This is a genomic window from Vibrio sp. MA40-2 (assembly GCF_047302445.1).
In the GTDB taxonomy this organism is placed as follows: Bacteria; Pseudomonadota; Gammaproteobacteria; order Enterobacterales; family Vibrionaceae; genus Vibrio.
In genome coordinates, this window is record NZ_CP178628.1 from 1,853,696 (window position 1) to 1,877,848 (window position 24,153).

16 protein-coding genes and 1 pseudogene are annotated in these 24,153 nt (G+C 38.7%); 10 read left to right on the plus strand and 7 right to left on the minus strand.

Going from position 1 to position 24,153, the window contains the following annotated elements; all coding sequences use genetic code 11:
• Positions 1-18: 18 nt before the first annotated feature.
• Together nirB and cobA are read right to left on the minus strand one after the other, a co-directional pair.
• A complete protein-coding gene (gene nirB / locus ACLKML_RS16080) occupies positions 19-2,559 on the minus strand; it encodes a nitrite reductase large subunit NirB (protein WP_413284039.1) in 2,541 nt (846 codons plus the stop codon).
• A gap of 43 nt (positions 2,560-2,602) precedes the next feature.
• Positions 2,603-3,424, minus strand: a complete 822-nt coding sequence (cobA, locus tag ACLKML_RS16085; protein WP_317716354.1) for a uroporphyrinogen-III C-methyltransferase — start codon at positions 3,422-3,424, stop codon at positions 2,603-2,605.
• A 409-nt stretch (positions 3,425-3,833) separates the two neighbouring features.
• Here cobA and ACLKML_RS16090 point away from each other — a divergent pair, with 409 nt between their 5' ends.
• Positions 3,834-6,347, plus strand: a complete 2,514-nt coding sequence (locus tag ACLKML_RS16090; protein ID WP_413284040.1) for a molybdopterin oxidoreductase family protein — start codon at positions 3,834-3,836, stop codon at positions 6,345-6,347.
• A 58-nt stretch (positions 6,348-6,405) separates the two neighbouring features.
• Here ACLKML_RS16090 and yfbR (ACLKML_RS16095) read toward each other — a convergent pair whose 3' ends face one another.
• Entirely contained in the window at positions 6,406-6,768 is a 363-nt protein-coding gene (gene yfbR / locus ACLKML_RS16095; protein ID WP_413284041.1) for a 5'-deoxynucleotidase, read from the minus strand.
• A gap of 106 nt (positions 6,769-6,874) precedes the next feature.
• Between yfbR (ACLKML_RS16095) and ACLKML_RS16100 the strand changes: the two genes are divergently transcribed.
• The 5 genes from ACLKML_RS16100 (at position 6,875) to yfbR (ACLKML_RS16120) (ending at position 13,904) form a co-directional block, all read left to right on the plus strand.
• Entirely contained in the window at positions 6,875-8,035 is a 1,161-nt protein-coding gene (locus ACLKML_RS16100) for a tyrosine-type recombinase/integrase (RefSeq protein WP_413284042.1), read from the plus strand.
• Positions 8,025-10,199, plus strand: a complete 2,175-nt coding sequence (locus ACLKML_RS16105) for a hypothetical protein (RefSeq protein WP_413284043.1) — start codon at positions 8,025-8,027, stop codon at positions 10,197-10,199. The genes ACLKML_RS16100 and ACLKML_RS16105 overlap by 11 nt, the downstream gene beginning before the upstream one ends.
• Before the next feature lie 12 nt (positions 10,200-10,211).
• Entirely contained in the window at positions 10,212-12,416 is a 2,205-nt protein-coding gene (locus tag ACLKML_RS16110) for a hypothetical protein (protein WP_413284044.1), read from the plus strand.
• Positions 12,403-12,987 (plus strand): hypothetical protein, encoded by a 585-nt coding sequence (locus ACLKML_RS16115; protein ID WP_413284045.1) that lies wholly within the window; start codon positions 12,403-12,405, stop codon positions 12,985-12,987. The genes ACLKML_RS16110 and ACLKML_RS16115 overlap by 14 nt, the downstream gene beginning before the upstream one ends.
• Before the next feature lie 311 nt (positions 12,988-13,298).
• Positions 13,299-13,904, plus strand: coding sequence for a 5'-deoxynucleotidase (gene yfbR / locus ACLKML_RS16120; protein ID WP_413284046.1), 606 nt, complete (start codon positions 13,299-13,301; stop codon positions 13,902-13,904).
• Between the two features lie 354 nt (positions 13,905-14,258).
• Here the strand turns inward: yfbR (ACLKML_RS16120) and ACLKML_RS16125 are convergent, their stop codons facing one another.
• Together ACLKML_RS16125 and ACLKML_RS16130 are read right to left on the minus strand one after the other, a co-directional pair.
• Positions 14,259-16,817, minus strand: coding sequence for an AAA family ATPase (locus ACLKML_RS16125; protein WP_413284047.1), 2,559 nt, complete (start codon positions 16,815-16,817; stop codon positions 14,259-14,261).
• Positions 16,818-17,608: 791 nt separating this feature from the next.
• Positions 17,609-18,157 (minus strand): hypothetical protein, encoded by a 549-nt coding sequence (locus ACLKML_RS16130; protein WP_413284048.1) that lies wholly within the window; start codon positions 18,155-18,157, stop codon positions 17,609-17,611.
• 311 nt (positions 18,158-18,468) lie between these two features.
• Between ACLKML_RS16130 and ACLKML_RS16135 the strand changes: the two genes are divergently transcribed.
• Positions 18,469-19,425: an IS110 family transposase gene (locus tag ACLKML_RS16135; RefSeq protein WP_413282464.1), complete on the plus strand. Its 957-nt coding sequence runs from the start codon at positions 18,469-18,471 to the stop codon at positions 19,423-19,425.
• An 88-nt stretch (positions 19,426-19,513) separates the two neighbouring features.
• Here the strand turns inward: ACLKML_RS16135 and ACLKML_RS16140 are convergent, their stop codons facing one another.
• A complete protein-coding gene (locus ACLKML_RS16140; protein ID WP_413284049.1) occupies positions 19,514-20,044 on the minus strand; it encodes a hypothetical protein in 531 nt (176 codons plus the stop codon).
• 405 nt (positions 20,045-20,449) lie between these two features.
• Here ACLKML_RS16140 and ACLKML_RS16145 point away from each other — a divergent pair.
• Positions 20,450-21,481, plus strand: a pseudogene (locus tag ACLKML_RS16145) (IS110 family transposase).
• Positions 21,482-21,810: 329 nt separating this feature from the next.
• Here the strand turns inward: ACLKML_RS16145 and ACLKML_RS16150 are convergent.
• On the minus strand, positions 21,811-22,122 hold the full coding sequence (locus ACLKML_RS16150; RefSeq protein ID WP_413284050.1) for a helix-turn-helix domain-containing protein: 312 nt from the start codon (positions 22,120-22,122) through the stop codon (positions 21,811-21,813).
• Between the two features lie 103 nt (positions 22,123-22,225).
• Between ACLKML_RS16150 and ACLKML_RS16155 the strand changes: the two genes are divergently transcribed.
• Positions 22,226-22,771: a hypothetical protein gene (locus ACLKML_RS16155; RefSeq protein WP_413284051.1), complete on the plus strand. Its 546-nt coding sequence runs from the start codon at positions 22,226-22,228 to the stop codon at positions 22,769-22,771.
• Positions 22,765-24,141: a DEAD/DEAH box helicase gene (locus ACLKML_RS16160; RefSeq protein WP_413284052.1), complete on the plus strand. Its 1,377-nt coding sequence runs from the start codon at positions 22,765-22,767 to the stop codon at positions 24,139-24,141. Before ACLKML_RS16155 ends, ACLKML_RS16160 begins: the two co-directional genes overlap by 7 nt.
• The last annotated feature ends 12 nt before the right edge of the window (positions 24,142-24,153 follow it).

Below are 24,153 nucleotides of genomic sequence, written 5' to 3' on the forward strand. Positions count from 1 at the left end.
TCGTTAGTTCAGTTGTGGCTATTCAATTTCGAGTACTGCTATGCGTTGTTCAACGCTTGGTTTAGGGAATCGCTGTTCACGAAGTGAAACAAATTCAAGGTTGTCGTCTCGTTCATCACTATTAATAAAATGACTAAATCGCTTGAGTTTTTCTGGTGACGATAAGGTGGTTTTCCATTCGCATTGGTATTTTTCTATATTGTCATTCATATCTTTTTCAAGCTCTGCACATACGGCGAGTTTGTCTTCAATGACAACTTGTTTTAAGTAGTCGAGACCACCTTCTAAGTTTTCTAGCCAGACGGATGTTCGTTGTAGGCGATCTGCTGTGCGGATATAAAACATCATGATTCGATCGACATATTGAATAAGCGTTTTATCATCAAGATCAGTCGCGAATAAATCTGCATGGCGTGGACGCATGCCACCATTCCCACAAACATAAAGATTCCAGCCGTTTTCGGTGGCAATGACACCAAAATCCTTTGATTGCGCTTCGGCGCATTCACGAGTGCAACCGGAAACACCAAACTTGATTTTATGTGGGGTTCGAACCCCTTTGTAGCGATTTTCTAAGTCAATAGCGAACCCAACACTGTCTTTCACACCATAGCGGCACCACGTACTGCCGACACATGATTTTACGGTTCGTAGTGATTTACCATAAGCGTGTCCGGTTTCAAAACCAGCATCAATTAGTTTGCCCCAGATAGTTGGCAAGTCATTAAGCTGTGCACCAAATAAATCTATACGCTGGCCTCCTGTTACTTTGGTGTATAGGTCAAATTCTTTAGCGACTTCTCCAATTACAATCAGCTTATCTGGGGTTATCTCGCCTCCGGCGATCCGTGGAACCACAGAGTAAGTTCCATCTTTTTGCATGTTACCTAAAAAGATATCATTGGTGTCTTGTAATTCCATATGCTCATCTTGCAAAACATAATCATTCCAGAAAGAAGCCAGTATTGAGCCTACAGCAGGTTTACAAGTAGCACAGCCTAATCCGCTGCCATATTGTGAGAGTAATTGGTCAAAAGTTTGTATTTTATTGACTCGGATGATATCGCTTAGCTCTTGACGTGAGTAAGCAAAGTGCTCACATATGTCGCTATTCACTTCTACCCCTAACTGCAACAATTCACTGTCTAGAACTTGTTTAGTCAGTGCAGCACAGCCACCACACCCGGTAGAAGCATTAGTGGTTTCTTTTATTTGTGCCATCGAAGTACAACCAGACGCTACCGCTTGTTTGATGTCGCCTTTGGTAACATCGAAACACGAGCAAATAACGGCACTATCAGGCAGGGCATCCACTCCCATGGCTGAAGATTCGTCATCGGCAACCGTTGGTAAAATTAGCACCGATGGATTAGATGGCAAAGGCATATCGTTTTGCTTCATTTGTAATAAAGTGCCATAGGCATCGGCATCACCGACCAATACTGCACCAACGATTTTAGTGCCATCTTCAGAGATAATTAAACGTTTATATACTTGGTCGATTTCGTCATTGTAAGTAAAAGATTGTGCGCCTTGAGTTCTACCATGAACCTCCCCAATACTGGCCACATCTACGCCGAGTAATTTGAGTTTTGTACTCATATCTGCACCAAGAAATTCAGCCGGCTTGTCATCATCAGCTAAGATATGTTTCGCAGCGATCTTAGCCATTTGATATCCAGGTGCGACTAAACCGAAAATTTGATTTTGCCATAGTGCACATTCGCCAATGGCATACACATCCTCTAGATTGGTTTGGCAGTAATTATTGATCTGAATGCCACCGCGTTCACCTAGTTCGATATCCGATTCTCTTGCTAATTCATCTTGAGGACGGATACCGGCAGAAAATACGATCATATCGGTTTCAACGTGTGTTCCGTCTGCAAAATTCATCCGATAGCGCGCGGTTTCACCTGCAACAATTTCGGTTGTCGCTTTTTCGGTATGTACCGTGACACCCATGTCTTCTATTTTTCGGCGAAGCAGTGCGCCGCCGCCATCATCGAGTTGAACTGCCATTAATCTAGGAGCAAATTCAACAACATGAGTTTCTAAACCGAGATTCTTAATCGCATTAGCGGCTTCTAGTCCAAGTAGACCGCCACCAATCACTACGCCACTTTTACTTTGCAGGCTAGATTGCTCTATGGCATCTAAATCATCGATAGTACGATAGACAAAACAGTGCTCTTGATCATTGCCAGGAATAGGTGGAACAAAAGGGTAGGAGCCAGTAGCAAGGATAAGTTTATCGTAAGTCTCTATTCGTCCACTGGCAGTAACGACTTGCTTTTCAGCGGTATTGAGTTGAGTTACTTTCTCATTCAAGATGTATTTGATGCCATTTTGAGTGTAGTAAGCTTGATCGGCCATTGCCAAATCGTCAGCAGTTTTGCCGGTGAAATAAGAAGTGAGTTGAACACGATCATAGGCAAGACGAGACTCTTCTGAAAAAGTAATAATCTCAATGTCTTTGTGTTCCGATTGAATGAGGTTATCGATAAATTTGTGGCCAACCATTCCATTGCCGACAACGATAATTTTTTGCTTACTCATAATAGATCCTTGCTTAAAATTTGTTCAGTAGTCACCACGGTTTTTACGCCGACAGTTTCAAACCCTGTTTGTTATTGCTGCTATTGTTGGCATTACTAGAGCGATCCGCTAACTGTGTTAACCATTGCATCTGTTTTGCTACCGACACTACCTTCCCAACCACAATCAACGCGGGTGACTGGATTTGGTTGAGTTGTTTAATTTGTTCTAGTTCGTTTAATTCACCTATAAAAATCCGTTGTTGAGGTGTCGAGCCATTTTCAATAAATGCCACTGGAGTGTTGCTTACCATTCCTCCTTGAATGAGCTTGTCACTTATCATTTGGCACTTACTTAACCCCATGTAGATAACCAAGGTTTGGTTAAGGTTGGCTAAAGCAGACCAATTTAAATCGAGTTTTTTATCTGCGTGAGCAGTGATAAAAGTGCAACCTTGAGCTAACCCGCGATGAGTTAATGGGATTTGAGCGTAGGTCGTGCAACCGGATGCGGCGGTTATGCCTGGAATAACATCAACATGGATGCCTTTTTTCGCTAGCAACAGCATCTCTTCACCGCCACGACCGAATACAAATGAATCACCACCTTTAATTCGACAAACGTTTTTACCTTGCAGTGCGTAATCTACTAACTGTTGGTTGATATCATCTTGTGTCGCACTATGGTGGCCTTTAGCTTTTCCTACATAAAGGGTGTCAGCATGGGCAGGGAAGGTGGCTCGGATTTCTTGGCTAACCAAATTGTCGAATATTATCAACTCTGCTTGTTCAATTGCTTTGGCTGCTTTTACTGTTAATAAGTCAGGGTCACCGGGACCCGCTCCTACTAAGGTAACTATACCGACCTTGTTGCAATGCCTATCCATAACCTTACTCCCTCACTAAATTCATCTGGTATAGAGAATCTTGTATCTAGCTCACTGCAATATGAGTGCCTAAATGTACATTTTTTGTTAAGAATTATTTTTATTTGTTAAATAACAAACAGTTATTTGTATTTTTGGCCGAGAGAGGAACGGGATGAAAATGTATGAGATTAAGTGTTTTTGTTTATAAATGAATCTTTATGGTGCATTTGTGTTGTTTAAGGTGCAAAACAGTGGTTAAAGTTGGTATTAATGTGGCAATTATGTCTACCACTTTAGGGGTATATTGTATTTTAAGTTATTGTATTTTAAGTGTTTAAATTTGTCGTTTGTTATATTTGGATAGTTGGTTCATATGTTGCTACATAACCTAATAATATGACTGTTCTTTGTGGTTGAGGGTGCTTTTGTGACTATTGTTAATGATGGATGGATTAAAACGACTTGTGCCTATTGTGGCGTTGGTTGCGGCGTTGAAGCTAGGGCTAAATCGTGTGGTGAATTAGAAATTCGTGGCGATAAAAGCCATCCATCTAACTATGGAAAGTTATGCACTAAAGGTATTGCTCTTGGTGATACCGTTATTCATGATGGCAGATTGCTTGCTCCAATTGATAAGACCTTTGAAAAAAACAGCAATACCTGCGTGGAATACATGACGCCACCTGATAGGAATATCGATTGGGATGAAGCGACCTCGATAGTCGCCAGTAAGTTTTCTGAAACTATAGAGCGTTATGGACCTGATTCAGTTGCATTTTATGTATCCGGTCAACTGTTGACAGAAGATTACTATGTTGCCAATAAACTGATTAAAGGATTTATAGGTAGTAGTAATATAGACAGTAATTCACGGCTTTGTATGGCGTCTTCTGTTGTTGGACATAAGCGAGCTTTTGGTGCCGATACGGTTCCGGTTTGTTATCAAGATCTTGATGAAGCGGATTTGGTGATTCTCGTTGGCTCCAATCTAGCGTGGTGCCATCCTGTACTTTTCCAACGCTTGCGTCTGGCCCAACAAAAAAACAGTAAGTTACAAATTGTGGTTATTGATCCACGCCAGACAGATACCTGTTCTATTGCGGATGAGCATTTAGCGATTAAATCTGGAGCAGACGTGGCACTATTTAATGGCCTACTTAACTATTTAGTGACAGAAGATTGTGTCGATAAAGCGTTTATAAATGAGCATACCAATGGGTTTGAGCAAGCGATGATATCGGCTCAATCTGAAACAAATATTGAAGCAACCACGGGTTTAACCTCACAGCAGTTAACCTCTTTTTATCAAGGTTTTGCCAATAGCGAAAAAGTGCTGACCATTTATTCTCAAGGTGTAAACCAATCGACCTCAGGCTCCGATAAAGTTAATGCAATTGTAAATTGTCACCTTGCAACAGGCAAAATAGGAAAAGTTGGTAGTGGTCCATTTTCAGTGACAGGGCAACCTAATGCGATGGGTGGACGTGAGGTCGGTGCATTAGCCAACACATTGGCGGCGCACATGGAGTTTGATAATCCCAACCATATAGAATCGATTAAACGTTTTTGGCAATCTGATAACTTGTCAACTAAACCCGGCCTTAAAGCAATTGATATGTTTGATGCGCTTAAAGACGGAAAAATAAAAGCTATTTGGATCATGGCGACTAACCCAGTTGTCAGTTTACCGGATAGTGAAAAAATTAAATCCGCATTGCGGGACTGTCCCTTTGTTGTGGTGTCTGATTGTATTGCCGATACTGAAACAACGCGCTTTGCCGATATGGTTCTTCCTGCGCAAGGTTGGAGCGAGAAATCGGGTACAGTAACCAACTCTGAACGACGTATTTCTCGTCAGCGTCGATTAATGCCGAGTCCTGGGTTAGCTAAACCTGACTGGTGGATTATAAGCCAAGTAGCTAAAAAAATGGGTTTTGCACAGGCGTTTGATTATCGACACGAAGGTGAAATTTTCCGAGAATACGCTCAGTTAACAACTCAAGATAACCATAACGGTGAACGAGATCTTAACTTGATTGGATTAACCCAATTAGATGATAAAGGCTATAGCCAATTGTCGCCACAACAGTGGCCAGTTACTTCATTACAAAATGACATTGTTGACCAACGTATGTTTACCGATGGTCAATTCTTTACCGCGAACAAGCGCGCCAACTTTGTTGCGGTTGAACATCATTTACCGAAAAGTGACACCAGTGAAACATACCCGTTGTTACTCAATACTGGCCGTAGTCGGGATCATTGGCATACCATGACTCGTACAGGGTTGTCAGCTCGGTTGGCAGAACATAAACCGGAGCCGTTTATGCTCATTCATCCAACAATTGCCAAGCGTTTTACCATTGAGCAAGGACAAATAGCCAAAGTGATGAACGCACAAGGAGAGTGCCAAGCCAGAGTTGAAATTAGTGATGAGGTTTCAAGTGACCAAGTGTTTGTCGCCATTCATTGGAATAACCTAACGGCAAAAAACAGTAAACCTTGTGATCTTATTGCCCCTCATACCGATGCTTTTTCCGGTCAACCTGAGTTTAAACACACTCCCGTTACTCTTGCGGCTTGCCACTATCAAAGTTGTGCCATTTTTCTTACTAAACAACCATTGGACTTCAATGAGTGCGATTATTGGTCAAGGCAGAAAGTGGCTGGTGGCTATTTATATAGAATTGAATCCGCGTTATCGGTTTATCAACTTACCCAGATATTGAAACAAAAATTTATAGGCAACAGTGAAAAATTACTCACAGTTGAGACCGGATCACAGCATCGATTGGCGACGATAAAGCAAGACCAGCTTTCTCAGTTGGCTATCGTCCAACCGCGTGTTGATGGCTGGGAGCTTGATCAATGGATTGAAAGCTTCACTCAGCCATTTTTGCTTGAACAAGAGCAACTGTTTTTAGCCAAACAATGCGCTTAAATAGCTCAATTTAATGGGCATTAGCATAAATGACGTCTTGATTTAGACGTCAGGTTAATCAGCCAGATATTTTATCAAAAGTGGTCGTACAGCTATCACAAAAGATATCCATAAAGTCTTTTACCTCTGGCATGGTTTCAACCAGTTGTTCAATACGCGGATCAAGCCCTTCCTTTACGTGTTGAAATTCATCATTGTTGAACCTCAATTCGTTGAGTGTTTTGATGTACGCGGATAAAATATCAGCGGCTTTTACGATTTTTTTGTATTCATTATCGACATTTTTTTGGATAACTAAATCGGAAAACTCGTCTCTTAAATCGGCTGGTAATGTATCTAAACATTCTTGTTCCGCAATATCTTCTAGCTTTTTGAACGCTGCGGTAAATTCCGGGCTATGATATTTAGTTTTTGAATTCATATCTTGCAGCTTCGTTTATCACGGTATGACAGTTGTAACATGTTTGTTTACATTTAATGCATTGCTACTACAATGTAAACAAAGTCATAACATTGATAAATTAAAATTGTATAAAAGAGAAATCAAAAATATTCCGTACTCTGGTTATTACATAAACTCCTATGTAATTATTGATGATGATGAGCAGTATGTAGCGGTGGCATGTGATTTTCTTCTAGATATGGCAATCTCAGGTGTTCCACAAAGGACCACTCAGAGAAGTTGTGCCTCAGATCTAATAGCGTTTTTTTCGCAACTTCATTCAATAAAAAACATAGATAGCACTTTCCCTTCTGATTATAGAGAAGCCTCGGAATCAGACCTTGATGCACATTTGATAGGTAACCTATTTCAGCGGAAAGATCTCTCGCCCCAAAGCGTAATTCGCCATGCCGCCACGCTCAATAAGTTTTTTAAGTTCGCTTATGAACATGGCTACATGCATTACAAAATAAGATGGTCTCCACGCAACAAGCTACCCGATAAATTCACGTTAATCGATGAGTCAATGTCTAGAATTGGACGGCAGTATATCGAGAAAGAAGTTTTCGAAGAAATTTTGCTCCCAAATATATCCGCAAAGTCTTCTTTTAAAAGAGCTAGAGATGAACTTGCATTAAAGCTAGGATACTACGCGGGTTTAAGGACGCATGAACTTGTCTTAAAGGATAACTTTTCCATAAACAGATTAAAGACGATTCTTCCTAAGAATTCCAAAATATCTGGAGATAATCATATATCTATCAAGGGAAAAGGTTCAAAAATTAGAAGGCTTCCATTGCATCCTGAATTAGTCTCCTCCCTTTACGAATTTGTATATGGGCATCTTAGTAATAAATGCAAAAATCACATTTTTGAAGATGGAAATGGTAACCGCTTAGTGGATGAGCAGTATGGTTCTGATGTATTCAGTAATTCAGTAAAAAACTATCTTAGCCAAAATAGAGTGAACGAAGGTGACCGTACTTCTCTTAAGAATAAAAGATTTCATTCATTGAGACACACCTATGCCACTAATGCCGTTACTTTTTGTAATGACGTAGACTCAAAATATAATCCGCGTTGGGCTGTAACACAATGGATGGGTCATGCAACTGAGGAGACGACTGAGATATATATTTGCTACGAGGCTGTAAAGAACAATCGGTTTGATATTTTAGATACTATGAAATTGTCTAGAGTGAAATTTCCCAAAAGCTTAAATGGAGGAAACGAATTTGACAGTTAATGTAAATCATCCAAGCGCAGAATTAACGGTTAATATTCCGAATGATTCACAGAATACGCTAATTAAACTTATTCAGGATTATTTCGAAAAATCACGACATATTCGCGGACTATCTCCTGATACCGTCTCTACTATTATTACTACTGCCGAATATTTTTATGGTTTCTTAGTAGATAGTGGTATTTTGTTACTAAAATTTAGTGATATACCAAGTTCCATGTTAAATCAGTTCGCAAAGTGGTGCTCAGAACGAAGAACTATTATTAGAGGTAACGGTATGGGTGCTCGTGACCGAAGCTTAAAAATAATAGCAGTGCTGAATAAGAACATTGAAGAGAGGCTAACTCAATCAATTACACAATATGATAAAGCAACAATAAAAAGACTAACTAAAAATTTTACAATTCAAAAGAGAGCACCAAAGAAGAGACCTCCAATGTCTCAGATTTTTGGTCAACATTGCCCATTTAATGATAAACAGTTCCTAAACTCTATACGTTATGTCTCCGCTTGGTTGATTTTAGAGGATCTGAGACAAAAAGAAACGGTTCTTAAAAGTACAGGAATTAAGAAAATACTAAAGAAGCTGCAATCCAAAAATACCGTTCAAGAAATTATGACGATGTTCAATTTTAGTCATTTCGCTGAAATTAAACGAGTGTATCAACATGAAAGTCATCTGAGCGCTCTACCGCTACTGGAAGAATTAGCAAACGAGGTTAAAGAAGTAGAAGACATATATGTTAAAGAAAGCTTCTTTAGGTCAATTTCTTCTCTTCAACAAAAGACGTTATCTAAACAGCAGATAATAGATTTTAGCCAAAGAAGCCATTTTCATTCCAAATCATATGATCAGCAGTTCTTAGATAAAAAACTTGGCCAAGTTGCAGGAAATCGAATCTCACTTCAGTTTAAGCGATTTACCCCATTTGACCTGTTGTATCCTACAACGACTAGTATTATCGCTATGTGCAACTTACTTGCATCTGAGAAGATTCAGCATTCAGGGATAGAAACACTAACCCTTGATGATTGTGTAGTTAGCACAAATCCCGTTAGCCAAATAACAAAATTTTCACTGGATTATGCGAAGAAAAGAGGACAACGTAGGTTTAGCACAATTGAATACGCATCTAACGACACTAATCCATTAATTTATAAAGCATACATGGCGTATTTTACCTCCGTCCGTGAGTCTCAAGCTAGACTGCCTAGCAGTTATTTAAGAGGTCGAGCGGGAAGCAATTCCAAACCGATTGATGTTAGAAACAAATTTTGTCCAACCTTCCGCTCAAATATTCTTGGAGGTGCGCTGTATTCGGGAAATGAGCAAACTCTATTCCGCTTAATAGCGGATAAAGACTCGTTGCTACGGCATAAAATTGATGACGACTTGCAAGAAAGTGCAGAAGAGTATGTGCTTCCTTTTGCTTGGGCCATAAATGAAATTCTGTTATCCCGCGATAGTAAAAGAAAGAGTCTTGATAATAGAGAAGCGCTTAGGCCAATTTATCTAAATACTGAGGCTATCGGGAATACTAGAATAGTTGCTGAACGCAAAAGGCCTATTGAAGAGACAATAATTAATGACGACGCTTCGATAGATGCTTCAGGTTATACCCTCAATTCTTCATTGATTGATATTGCGAGACTGACATCGCATAGTGCGAAGACAAAACAGGAAGTTTATTTGGATAGACTTCCAGATAAAGAGAAACTTGATTTTATCGATTCAGCACCAGTGAGAGTGGCTGAACTGATGGAAATAGATGCTCAGAAACTCATCAAAATGAAAGAGACATCGAAGGTTTTTAAAGTGGAAGAAGTAAAAGAGGTGCTTGGTCTACTCAGTAATGAAGAAATATATTCATACGTACCGGAAGAAGATATTGGCTTAGATGGGGAGATAAAGCATGGGAAAGATATTATATATATTGCGACAGAAGAAAATGCAGCATTGATACTTAGACACATCGAATATTATAAGAGTGAAATTCCCAATCTTCTTAAGAATCAACCAGAAGCTCGGAGCAGAATTATGGATGCGCTATTAGAAAGTTACAGATTGCACCTAGTTATCAGAAAATTTCCTAAAAATGTAGTAGAAGCTGCTAAAAAAATAGCATCCAAGCTGTCGAATGAACTTTATCCACCTTTGGTTTGAGGAGTCATTAGCATGTCAGTAGTTAGGATCCCTACAATTCGGTTAGTTGAAGAGCCAAAAACATGGAAGAATAAATTTACTGAAGATGAATGGCTTTTTTATTGCCCATATTATGAAACTTATTTTAAACAAAATGTTTCTTTGGATAATTGTGTAGAATTATGGAGTACAAATTATAAGGAGTGGATATTACATATTTTGGGGAATGGCTTTATCGGAGATGGTGGAGCTATTCATGTGAAATGGAGCAGAGTTGAACATTTTATTAGTAGAGCAAAAAGAATTGCTAAGTGGTGCTCCGATTTTTATCCTAATACAAATATGGTGGACTTTACAGAACAGCATATTCATGAACTTCTTACATTCCTGTTTAAAAACCCAACACGTAAAACCGCTTGCGGTAGTGTTTTATCATATAGCACTATGCTCTTGTACAATAGTACTCTATATGCGATCGCTGGCGGATTTAAAGAAGGCTTAATATCTGACGGGATCGCGAGTCACGATTTTATTCCGGATATGCAGAAAAACAACCTACACCCATTTTTGGAAGATTTGCTAGAAGCCGCTGAGGTAGACGAGTATGAATGGATGAAAGGAGGAACTTTGGGCACGGTTCCATGGCATATCGCCGCTCCATGGCTAGCAGAATCTATTGAAATAATAGATTCAAACAAGACTGCTTACGTGATCCAACTTTTTTTATGGACAACAAATGCAGATGATACAGGGCTAGCGTCTCATTTTAAAAGCCATAGATTACAAATAGAGAAGATTTTTCACTATCTCAAAGCCTTTAACAAAGTCAAGCAAACTGGTTTCCTATCTATTCAACCGATTATAAAAGACAAGCTACCAGAGACGAAATTAAAAGAAAGGCAAGTGAAAAAAGATTTATACTTGAATGCTAGGTATCAAGAATGTTGTTCGCACCTTGAGGCGATTGAAATATTAAAGGAGAAACACCCAACGGGAACTGGCACAGGTACGGGTTCATACAATGCAATAAACTGGGCAGATAGATCATGGAAGTACGAGTATGAAGATTATATAGTAGTTGAGAAAAAATTAAATTCTCTTTTTCCTGAGAGTCAACTGCCATTCGACAACATGAATGACGTCGAAAAATATCTGACTAGAGATGTTAGATGTGCAGTTCTTGTTATCATGTTATGTCTTTCTGGGGCTCGTTCTTGGAGTGAAATTGGATTATTAACCTTTAACGATGTGGCTGAAGAAACCGAAGGTATCACACGATATTCGACACCCATCTCCAAAACAGATCATGGTAAAAAAACACCAAGATACTCTACTAATTTGATTTCTAGGGCAGCATCGATACTTGAAAGTTGCATGGTTGGCCCCGACTTTGGCCCTGTTTCAAAAGATGCTGCAGTATTTTCGCGGAGACTAGGTAATTTTCATCCTGGGCGGGGAGATTACAAGCCAATGGCCGGGAGAGCGCTGGCAAGAGTCTTAGAATTGGGTTACGAAGAGTTCGTTGTGAAATATCCAGAGCTTACAGAGGACTATCAAGTAGTCTCTGCACATCAATTTCGTCATGCGTGGGCAGAATTTTTGATAAGACGATTTGACGGTAATGTGCAAGAAGTAATAAGGAGGCAGTTTCTCCATAGTCTCGGTAGTTTTATGACTAGTAGATACACTTTTGCGAAGTTAGAACCTGAAGTAAGAGATAAACTTGTTTCCAATTATTTGAAGGAAGTTCTCTACGATATAGCTCACGAATATATGTCAAATAAAGACCGTAAGGATATAGAAAACGAATTTCAAGGTAAAGCTATTCGATTGTTTCAAAAAACCTTAAAAACGCAAGTGTTTAGTATTGAAGACATAGAAAGCTGGGTTGAACGAGAGGCAAAGCAGATTGTTCAAATTCAAGGAATGGAGTATGGATGGTGTATCCTCAAAGCCAGCACGGCAGAACACGCGCAGTGTTATGATGAAGTTTCAAATGTCGCGATTATTGGTTCGGCGAAATTCGATGACTGTTCAGGATGTGTCCACAGTGCAGTAAAAAAATCGAATCATTTAGCAGGCATAAAGCGGCAAGCAATATCACATCAATCTACGATTAAAAGGTTTAAAGAACGATTTCCTCACATTACAGATAATCATCCGTTAATACGAGAGTCCCAACGAGTGATTGATAATGCTATATCAATCATAAAGAGGTGGGAAAGTGAAGAATTCTGAGTTTGATATTGAGAATTTCTTAAATGAATCTCAAGTAGAAGAATATCCAGATTATGTTGATCAGAATAGTGAGAATCAGAAAGAATATTTTAATGTAATCGTAGAACGGTCAAGAACGATAGAAAAGCTTATTGCAGCGGATAACAACGGTAAACTTACCACTTCAATAGTTAAAATCACAGGACCTGATCTAGCTAGGATAACGGGTAAAAAGAACCGAAGCAGCTTTACAGCAAAACGATACCCACACCTCCATCAATTAATGGTTGAGGAAAATAACCGTCTCTATGATTTATGGATGCTTCAGCGTGAAAAATTAGGTAAAAATAAGCCTAAAGAATCGCGACTAGACCTACAGGCCCGAGTCCGTGAGCTTGAGGAAGAGGTGAAATGGATGCAAGAAAACGCGGACAAAAATTTAATGAAGGCATTACTAGACATAAGAAAAAACGAGCGATTTCCTGCTTTGAGAAGGACTCTAGAGGAAAAAAATAAGCATATCGAACAATTAGAACTTCAAAATGCAGAGCTTCAACTAAAACTGCGTAATATGTTACGACCAGTAAAATAGTAGATATAGCAAATTAATTACAAAATTAAATCATAAAAAATTTAATGAGTTCGAGAGAAACACTTCTTCTGAACGTTTGTTGAATTGTTTGGTGATTTTACGAAATAGCTATTATCATAGGAAAAAGTCTAGACTTATTCTATTAACAAAAGGTTTTTATTGCTTTCTTATACCGTTACACGCAACCGGAAAAATTTATATAGTTGGAGCATATAATATTCCGACAATGCAGTCTGATTTTTTATTAGGTATAAAAAATACTGGATTATTATTGAAATTAATTATCTGTGAGAACAAGAAAAGGAATAGTTTTGAATAAAAGTACATTTTTAGCTTGGATTTTTCGTATGCCTTTGATAAAAAGATGGGCACTGGTACATACGTTCAAGAAAGAGAATATTTCAGAACATTCACATCAGGTTGCAGTAATTGCTCATTTATTGGTACTTATTAAAAATACAATGTTTGGTGGTCAACTCAATCCTGATAGAGTAGTGACCTTGGCCATTTATCATGAAATTTCAGAAAGTAAATTGCAAGATGTCAACCATGTAACTAAGTACCATAACCCAGAGATTACGAGAGAATTTAAAAAACTTGAAAAATTGTGTGAGGAAGAATGCTTAGCATCACTTCCTGTTGAGTTGCAAGAAGCTTTTTCAGGTGTTTTGGTGCAAGATGATGTTGACTTGGTATACAAGAAAATAATAAAGGCAGCAGATATTATTAGTGCTTATTTGAAAGCCTGTGATGAACTGAAATTTAATAATTGTGAGTTTGTACCAATTAAGGAAAGGTTAACTAAAATGTTAGCTTCTTACCAAGAAGAATTACCAGAGGTAAAGTGTTTTATGGAAGTCTTCGCCGAAGATTGTTTGGTAGGAGTGGATGAGTTATCCAATAAAGATAGAAGTTAGTAGCTGTCTGTATAAGTAAGTTGAAAGCTTAAACTAAAATATAGTTAAATTGATCAAAAGAAACCTTTGCTATAGAAACGAGTAAAATTGATGTTAGAACCATTGACATCTTTTGAACCGGTATTTAGGTAGTTCACAATATAGGTGATTGGTCGGACTATTTTTCGGTTTTGAGCAGCGTCAGTTGTTAGCTCTAATACTGACGTTTTCTTTAGCTTTTGTCTTTGTTAATCGACAGGTATAAATATTACCTCTAACTAGGTGGCTAAATTAACTATGCCATTATACTGGAGCAGATCAAGACAAGACATATGATTACAGGAGACATAAGGGCTATGTCTCCTGTGCAAACATTTATTTTCTTCTTTTTTTTAGGTTAGTAAAGTACTCATCAAGGTCTGCTACATCTTTTTCCAATTCATCAATATCTGGAAATGCACCAGCAACTTCCTCTGCCATATCATGTCCGTGCATATACGTACTGCACTTGCTCATCGCAGTATTAATGGTTTCAACATCTAGATAAGTAATATCAGTTAGGTATCTGCAACTCTGGGTTTTTACTTCCCTATTGAAACGCTCAACAACACCACGAATCAACCATTCTTCGACAAGCCTTTCCCAAGTTTCTCGCATTTTCCCATAGATAAAGCCTGCTTGATGCTGATAGTCTTCTATGGACTCGTTGGCTGCTTTTTTAGCTCTGACTAACCTATCTTTGAGAAAACCTATTCTGCTTTGTGTTTTTAAAGCATCCCAAGGTGGAGCATCGAGAGGAATGCCTGTAACACTCTTATTTCTAGTAACAGCTCTAATAGTTACATCGTCAGCAGTCTCTTGAATCATTTTCATGAAAGGTAAGTCATGAGTAAATACGATTACTTGTCTTGATTTTGCTTCCTCAACGATTCTTGTCGCGAATCTCAGCCTCCATATGTGATCAAGAGAATTTACAGGATCATCAAAGATGATTGCAGACTTTCTGCTATCGGTAGCTAATTCCGCGAAGAAGCTCGCTAAGGATATACACTTTTGTTCTCCTTCACTTGCAATATCGATAATGTTTGTATTGTTCGCTGACAGCTGAATACTGAAGTTTTGGTTCCCTTTAGCACCTTTAGTGAGAGCATTAATTTTGAAGTGGTTAAAACCTAATTTTTCTAGCTCACTATTGAAAAACTCTTGCATCCGTCCTATCGAACCAGAGCTACATATCTCGTTATTTAACCTCGTGATAGCAGTTGTAGAAGTGGAGCGCTTAACCTTATTATAGGCGTCTCTTTGCTTAGCTTTCGCAATTTCAGCTTTAATTTGCTCTTTGACCGCTAAGATTTTCTCTTTGTCTTCAATCTCAAAGATTCTCTGCTGTTTAACCTGAATTGCAGCAGCTTTTGCTTCGTCATTCAGTACCGATTTTTCTGCTTCCTCCAACTTAGTTATGTAGGAGTTTAACCGTGTAAGCGCTACTGAATTTATTTCCTCTTGCTTAAATACAGGGGTATCTTGTAACAAGCTATCAGATCTAGTTTTAAGTGTTAGAATCAGCGTATCAAACTGCGTACCTAATTCTGCATCCTTCTCTTTGATTTCATTGAGAATGGCGCCATATGGAATAGTAGAAAAACTTAAATCCTTAATTTTCTTAAGTTCTGTATTCCAATTTTTCAATGCAGCATCTGCTTCTTTTTGCAACTCACTGCGAAGGTAAGTATCGAAAGAAGCGAACCGAGATGCAGTTGTATTATCAATTTCCTGTAGGCATGTTGGGCAGTGGTCACCTTCCTGTAGAGGAAATTTCTTCTTTTGTTCTGCATTTTCAATGAATAGTTTGGCCGAGTTCCACATTGTAAGCCATTGTTCGGAACCTATATTCGATACTGGTAGTTGAGAAAATGTTACAGAACTTAACTCAGCCGCAGCTAACTTGGTTTGTTCTTTTTTTCTGTATACAGCCTTATAGTGTTCCACCGACTTTAGATTTAGTGTGTCAACTAGATTTTGTAAGAACTTTTGAAGCGGCACAGCCCGAAGTCTTCTTTTTTGATATCGGTCTTTAAGTGTTTGAGGAGAATTATTAGTCAGTTCAATAACTTCTTTTCTCAATTCTTGTAATTCAGACAGTTCTTTTTGACTAGCACACAATAAATCTACGTTCTCAGGTTTTAACTGTGAGCTTATGACTAGTTTGCTTGGTGTTGTGTCTATATTCATTTGTGGAAGAACATGGACAGGTAGACAAGAGGTCTCTTCCTTTTTGGTTTTATCAGCGATGAAGCTACTCACTTTGAGCAACTCATCTAATAGCTTCAAAGCTGCTGGTTTGAAGTCCAAAGTATCAGTTTTAGACAGATAATGGATTGATGATTGTGAGTCAAATACTCTAATAGACTTAAGACGAGGGTCTGGCTCCAATTGATTGTTCCATGTCACCAGTTCTGGTTTACCATTTGACTCTATTTGAATTTCTGCCGATGGTATTCCAACTTTGGCAGCGAAGACGTTATGTTTTAGAGCAGGAGCTTCCCCTCTTGTTAAGCAGGCATTCTTCAATATCTTGGCATAACTCGACTTCCCAGCTCCGTTGTTACCATAAATGACAGTTAACCCTTTCGGTGAAAACTCGATTTTTTTCTCCTCAGCAAGTGTTGATATATTTAAAGCATTACCAACAGAAATAAGTTTGTTTTCTTCAGATTCTGCATGATATCCAGTTGCTTTAGCTTGCTGAGTTAATATTTCGTAATCTGGACTTTTCTCTTCTAAACCAAACTCCATCTTTGCAAGTATGTAAGCAGTTTCAAGTTCTTGATATGATAGCTCGCCTAAAACCAATGCTTGGTTTAGAGTGTACCTCCACCAATCAGGCTTTCCTTTACTGTTTATTAAATCACAGATTTTTGTTGCAATTGGCATGGATACTTTCTTCGCTGATGTAAATATCCATTATATTGCATATTATTTATTAAAACCTGATTATAGCTCAAATAAATAAATCCAACTGAGAACGCCTTCGACACATATTGAACAATCAATAAATCCGATTTTTCACATCAAAGGTATAGTGAATACCTTTGATTATATTTTCTATGGGCGCTTGTTTTTTGACTCCTCATAATCAAATATTAGCTCTGACAAGTTTCGGGGTAAAAGTGCTTCAGACTGATTTTGCCACAGGCTGTTGCCCTATTTGATCAGACTAAGAAAACAAGAGGTAAATGACTGAAATCGCAGTGACAGGCACGGACAAAAAAAGAGTCAATAGCCTAAGTTGCTTGATCGATTGACTCAACTCAGAAGCTTCCTGTTTAAGATCTTTTTCGGTCAACTTTTTCTTGCTCATCGCATACAACCTGTCAGGATATTAGATTAGTTTCAGTATAGAAAAATCAGCCAAGCTGCCGCTAGAACGAATGCGTTGAAAAAAATATTGAGGAAAAACGTGTTTAAACTACCAATTTAAAAAGCTTATACGCTTTCTTAAAAGCATCTCGAAGACTGGGATTAATTCCACTAACTTGAATCCGATTCTTAAGGACTTTCAGTTTGAGCGACTATTATGTTAAGAATGAAGCCAAGAATTAGAATGAAATAGTGATATAAATCACAATAAATAGTCATATTCCACCGTTCCCCCTCAATGTCCCTCAGAATTGATAATTAAAATTTTTAAAAACAATAACTTAATAGAGAAATAGAAATTCATCTTAAACGTTTGTTATACATTTTTTGGTGTACTCAAACAGATCTTTTCGCCAGTCAATTAGATATGGTAAACAACCAATGAGGGTTAAATCTGAGTTACCATTCAAATCTGCCAGTAAATCAGAGAGCGGATACTGGGTTGAGTCCCTGTGATGTAAAACCTTATCAACAGTTGCTTGCGATTGTTTACTCAGCTTTTCTAACCAAATATGCCACTCCGGTTCATGTTTCCAGTAATTCGCTGCTGTATGAATTAACTCCGCAACAGGTTCACCAAAAGAACTGCAAGGTCCCAACTTTCGAGCTTCAACGGGTTTAAGAGCAACATCCCTAAGTACGTCGAACATATATCGTTGCATTATACAAAAACCTAGTCCAATTAAGTACTCGCCTTTGTCGCACAAACAACTAACATCCCATACATCGGCTTTGGAAATCTCATGGTTGAGTTCAGAGAGCGAAATGTCGATGGGCTTTAACACCTCTGCGACATAAGAAAATTCTACATCTGCAAACTCTATCTCATTTCCTTTTTTAGAAACTACGAACATTGATGCCCCTTAAAATGTATACGCCGCATTAAGGTGTGAGCGACGCTTGGCTATACTTGAGCGAAGCGAAACTGCCAAGCGTTGCGAATCACTCTTAAATGCTTGTATGGGAAATTACCTCTGTTTTTGGGTAATGTGAGACCCAAGCCTAAGCTGCAACTTAGGCTTTCTATGCAGTAGTTCGATTAAACGCTGGCTCCTCTGTCGAGAGACCGATAACAAGAACGAACGCTGCATAGGACTCCGAGCAAAACACTCGAATAGCCCACTGGGTCTCGAACCCGCATTACGCAAGCAAGAGTTAGCTTATTATGAATACAAGTACACTTCAAAACATTAATGTCGGTGTTGATACTGGTAAGTCGCAATTAGATTTCTACATTCGACCACTCGACATTTACTTCACCGTATCTAACGATGACAAAGGCATAAAAGAAGCGATTAAAACTATCAAGAAGTATTCTCCTGAACGAATCGTCATAGAAGCCACTGGTAGGTTAGAAATGCCCTTCATTATCGCTTGTGCTGAGGCTAATCTACCCTTCGTTATTGCTAATCCAATACATGTAAAACGCTTTGCTGGGGCAACAGGTAGGCGAGCAAAGAACGACAGGCTGGATGCAGAGCTTATTGCGCATTATTCCGAAGCTATAAAGCCAACCTTAACTCAATTAAGACCTGAAAACATGAGAGCTATGAGTGATTTGGTCGCAAGAAGAAACCAGTTACTCAACATGCAAACTATGGAAAAAAATCGACTTCAGATATTGCCAAAATCTCTAGCTTCAACAATAAAACCCATTTTAACGGCTTTTAAAAATCAGATAACAAAAATTGAATTAAAGATAGCAAAGATGATAGAAGAGTGCCCTGAGTATCAAGCTAAAAACATGATCCTACAAAGTATGCCTGGAGTAGGTAAAATTGTCGCGGCGTCCATTATCAGCAATGTTCCTGAATTAGGGTATATCACCAACAAACAAGCAGCTTCGCTTATTGGTGTCGCTCCAATAACTAAGGAAAGTGGTCGGTTTAAAGGAAAAAGAACTATCCAAGGTGGCCGCTCTCAAGTTCGCACCGTTCTCTATATGGCGATGATGTCAGCTATGCAATGCAACCCTATATTTAAACGGAATTATCAGCGACTTCTTCAGCAGGGGAAACCAAAAAAAGTCGCTATTATTGCCTGTGTAAGAAAAATGGTCGTTATCTTAAATTCAATGCTAAGGGATGGTGTAATGTGGGATGAAACCGTAGCAAAAAATTAGCTATTGACACCATAGCCCCTTGTTAGCTGTATGACCCTATTTTACGTTTCTATAAGTTACTAGAAAACCTGTCAAACCTACTGAAAGATCAGTACCGACCATCAAACTCTGAAACTAAGTGTCCATTTTGAAATTGTTGTACGGAGTAATAGTTATTATCTTTATCTAGCTCAATGAAATAACCAACCTCATAACCGCAAACATGCTCAGGGTGAGTTTGTCCATCAAAAGACCAAACATCATCAAAACTAGCTTTTGTTAAAGTACGTAAACGTGCTCTATCACTAATTTTTTCTTCTTCGGGCCTTTCGGATTTTTTCATTTCAATAGCGATTAAGTTGTCTCTTGCCATTACTTCACCACGACTATGGAGTATTAGATCGCAAGTAATATTTATAACTTGCATGTCATCATCCAGCATTGTCTTGACTCTACCATTTTGCTTTCGATTGTATTCAGTATCAGCGTAATAGGCTGATAAACCATTTTTATGAGTTACGGCTTCGAGAGAAATTGCGAGCCTAGAGCAAAGATTTCTTTCACTAACACCACTTAGAATATTCTGGGTTTCTCTTTGGAAAAACAGGGCTAGACTTTGTTCAAAGATTTGAGTCAACACTCTTTGCCTCCTTGGCTTATAACATTTTAATATCGTGCAAGCACGATTTCGTCCATTCAGTATATCTAAAGAATCCCTGCTAACCAACGGAATCATATGAACATAATATAGTATTACTATAAGTTTCTAGTGAAAAATCGTGCAAGCACATATTGCGACTTATCTTAGGCACGTTATCATCCTGAAACCTTCAGTTAGTCATCTATTAATCAATACCTTATAGATGGTTAAGTATCGTATTCGTGTATAGCCTTAGTCAAAAAGACTGTATTTTTAAGCCACAATTTTTTCAATTCTCAATAAACTGTTTGTATATACGGGGTGAGAGCTAACATGATGTATGGAATCCACTCCCTCTCTGCCAATCTACATTTAGTAGAGTGCCGTTATAACGAGGGGGCTAATATGTTGACTAAAAATGTTATCGCTATCGACTTAGCAAAAAAAGTTTCTTCAAGCCTGCCATATCAGCATTCATGGTGAATTGCTTTCGAATAAACCTCTGAGTCCCCAGAAAATGAAAGAGTTTCTAGCCAAAGCGAAGCCCTCTATTGTCGCTATGGGAGGATGTTGCGCTGCCATTATTGGGGGCAGTTGGCCCAAAAGTTTGGACACGAAGTACGGATCATCAACCCTAAGAAAGTTAAAGGATACTTGGAAGGCCATAAAACTGATCACAATGATGCTCTTGCTATCGCTAACGCATCTATCCAAATCGGTATCAAATATAGTCGTCCAAAATCGCTTGAACAACAATCCTTGGAAAGTAGTCGCCGTTTCTTATCTCGTAGTGTGGTTTCTTTGGGGCAGCATATTCGAGGTACAATTTTAGGTTACGGCATTGCTAACCCTAGAGGTGAAAAGGATTAAAGGCTTCGGTTCAAGCCGTATTGGATGATGAAACATCAATGCCCGCCAATGTTATTTCCGTTTTATCCATGCTGTGGAAACAATACAAACAGCTCAAAGCTAAATTAATAGCATTCGAAAAAGAAAAGAATGCCTTAACCAGTCAGATAGAACTATGCCAACGATTAATGGAAATTGAAGGTGTTGGTGAAACAACGGCTGCGATGCTCTATACCGCTCTTGGTGATGGAAAACAGTTCAAGAATGGAAGACAAGCTTCAGCGTTTGGTGGTTTTACCCCCCAAACAACACAGTTCAGGTGGCAAGGCCTTTATGATTGGGATCGATAAAGGCGGTGGTGTAAAGGAGCTCCGCTCCTTTCTCTATCTTGGTGCAATGTCTTACGTTGGACGACTACCTGAAAAACCTAGAACTCAAAAGGATGCTTGGTTGAGGAGTATCATAAACCGTATCGGCTTCAAGAAGGCCTGCATTGCACTGGCTAACAAAGTGGTACGGACTGCATGGGCAATGTTCAACTTAAAATGGGAAGTGCTCTTCTTCATACGTTTCATCCAAAGTCACTAGCTTTTCAAGTTCGTCACCTTCGAATGTATCTGGTTCAGCCACATCAAACAGCGCTTCAATTCTCTTCATAGCTGCTTTCTGAGAAGTTCATTCCATGATACTGTTACAAACTTATCAGCGTGGACAGTATCGGGCGTGATACCATCAAGCAGTTCTTTTTTTGATAACCTTTTCTTGCTCATAAGTCGTTTCTCAATTAAAAAATGACATTAGATAATTTATAGTATAACGAATTACTGGTTATAAGATAGGCGCTTACCTGACATACAAAATGAGCGAGAAACCTACTAAAGAAACCCTCTAAATTTAAGGCTAACTAATTCCGGGTACTAAACTTTACTAGAAACCAATAGTTTGATTAGTTTCTTTTTCGTTTCTAAATCTAACTTCGAAATCAAGCAAGCCAATTCAGCGGATTCATCATCCTCACAAAAGAAATAGCTTAGAGGAACATCCAGTTCGCTCGCCAGTTTCTTTAATGTGCCAATATCCGGTGTATGTTTACCTTTCTCGTACTGGTTCATTCGAGCACTTGCCGAACTTTCGTCAATACCAATACGCATACCCAGAGATTTTTGGGATATTTGGGCTTTTTTGCGCACATATTTGAGACGCACAGGGATGGGGTTGTCGCTCGACATTTATATTTCATACTATTTGAGCTCTACATAACTAAGATTTTCTTAGTTTTACTGATTTGTGTATACTAAGCAATCCTTAGTTTTTGTGTTGTAAGAGTAGTACATGAAACGTTCTAAAAAAATAAATGCATGCATCTATAAGTTATTGATCGAGAAAAAGATGGATGGTTTTTCTGTCATCGATGCTAGAAATGTTGCTCAATTATTCGATGAAAGTCCAAAAGATGCTAATGAGATTCGTAAGATTGTTTATCGACAAATAAGACTATTTGAAATTAATGGTTGGCTACGAAGCGAAGGCGATAGAAAAGATAAACGATACTTTAAAACAGAGTTGTTTAACTCACTCTCTTTTGAACCTAAAAAGAAACGATTTACAAAGGTTACCACAAAAAAAATATCTTCGGATAAGCCAATTAATGATTATTCAGAATTGGTTATTGAACGAAAAAGAATTAAGGGTAAACTTGTGGTTACCCTCAGTGAGATCGAAAAATATCAAGTGCTAAAGGAACAATATCCAGAGCAAGTTCAGCTCCTTAATAACTTACATGCTGAAGCTAGCGATCAAGCTGCAATTTTTATGGGTAATATTGATGCAATTACAAAAATGTTGAACTCATTAAACTGCGGAAGTTCGGCATGCTAAGGAAGTGGCAAGAAGAGTGCGTTTCTCAAGCATTTGATAAGTACCAATCTGGTTTTAGCCATTTTTTCTGTCAAGCCACACCAGGGGCTGGAAAAAGTATTATGGCGGCAACATTAGGCAAAGCCTTGCTCGATGATAGGATGGTCGATCTACTTCTTTGTTTTTCCCCTTCTATTTCTGTTGCCGATAATATGAAGAAAACATTTTCAAGAATTACGGGGTGCTCCTTTAATGGTAGCTTAGGCTCTATAGGCCAGTCTCTTACCTATCAAGCGATTCCGTTCTTGGATGATAGTTTTTGGTGTACCATCGAAAAGTATCGAGTATTCGTTGTATTTGATGAAATCCATCATTGCTCTGGCGATGAGCTTGATACGGCAAACGTCTGGGGACAACAGATACTGACTCGAATTCAAGGTATTGCTACGTATACGTTAGCTTTATCCGGGACACCTTGGCGTTCTGACCGGCTTCCCATAGTGATGGCTGAGTACAGTGACCCTGATGGGGAGTTACGATGTGATCATCAGTATGGATTAGCTCAGGCGATTTTAGACAACGTATGTCGTCAGCCTAAACTGGTGTTGGTAGATAACGAACACCTTACGATATCTGAAGGTAAGGAAATGAAGTCATTTACTTCAATTCTAGCGCTTCTCAAGCAATCTAAAACCTCATACCAAGATGTTATTCATAATGCAGAGGCAATGGAACATATTTTAAGATTAGGCTGTCAAAAGCTCTCTGATATTCGTTTAGAGTCATCACATGCAGGTGGTTTGATCGTTGCTTCTTCAGTAAAGCATGCAAAAAAAGTATTAAAACTACTGACGAAAAAATTTGGTCAATCTGCCACTTTAGTTACTTATCATCACGAAGATCCGATAACTGAAATTGAACGATATAGAAACGGTTCAACTCAATGGATTGTTAGCGTAGGTATGATTAGTGAGGGAACGGATATACCTCGCTTACAGGTTTGCTGTCATATCAGTTCAGTTAAAACCGAACTTTATTTTAGACAAGTTCTTGGCCGAATTTTACGGGTTAATGATGCTCCCAATCAGCAAGCCTGGCTGTATACTTTCGCTGAGCAAAGCCTCATAGAATATGCTGAGCGCATTGAGCAAGACATTCCAGAAACGTGTTTATTTTCTAAAATGGAACAACTGGAAAAGTCTGGCGCATTAGAGAAGGCCAAGTTGTCTGATTTTACTACTGGCGAACAACGACAAAAGGTCGCATCACAGCATCTATTTGAGTGGAGTGGTACTTCAAAAGCGTCACTTCTAGAAAATCATAGTGATGAAACGTTTGATGATATTTGTTTAGGTCGGTTTAGAGAGAGAGTTATATCTGCTTTTACATGAAATTCTAAACGT

Coding starts and splice junctions, on each gene's coding strand:
- ACLKML_RS16160 (WP_413284052.1), top strand. CDS start 22,765: ATGCTAAGGAAGTGGCAAGAAGAGTGCGTTTCTCAAGCATTTGATAAG.
- cobA (WP_317716354.1), bottom strand. CDS start 3,424: ATGGATAGGCATTGCAACAAGGTCGGTATAGTTACCTTAGTAGGAGCG.
- ACLKML_RS16150 (WP_413284050.1), bottom strand. CDS start 22,122: ATGTCGAGCGACAACCCCATCCCTGTGCGTCTCAAATATGTGCGCAAA.
- ACLKML_RS16125 (WP_413284047.1), bottom strand. CDS start 16,817: ATGCCAATTGCAACAAAAATCTGTGATTTAATAAACAGTAAAGGAAAG.
- ACLKML_RS16155 (WP_413284051.1), top strand. CDS start 22,226: ATGAAACGTTCTAAAAAAATAAATGCATGCATCTATAAGTTATTGATC.
- ACLKML_RS16130 (WP_413284048.1), bottom strand. CDS start 18,157: ATGTTCGTAGTTTCTAAAAAAGGAAATGAGATAGAGTTTGCAGATGTA.
- yfbR (WP_413284041.1), bottom strand. CDS start 6,768: ATGAATTCAAAAACTAAATATCATAGCCCGGAATTTACCGCAGCGTTC.
- ACLKML_RS16135 (WP_413282464.1), top strand. CDS start 18,469: ATGAATACAAGTACACTTCAAAACATTAATGTCGGTGTTGATACTGGT.
- ACLKML_RS16110 (WP_413284044.1), top strand. CDS start 10,212: ATGTCAGTAGTTAGGATCCCTACAATTCGGTTAGTTGAAGAGCCAAAA.
- nirB (WP_413284039.1), bottom strand. CDS start 2,559: ATGAGTAAGCAAAAAATTATCGTTGTCGGCAATGGAATGGTTGGCCAC.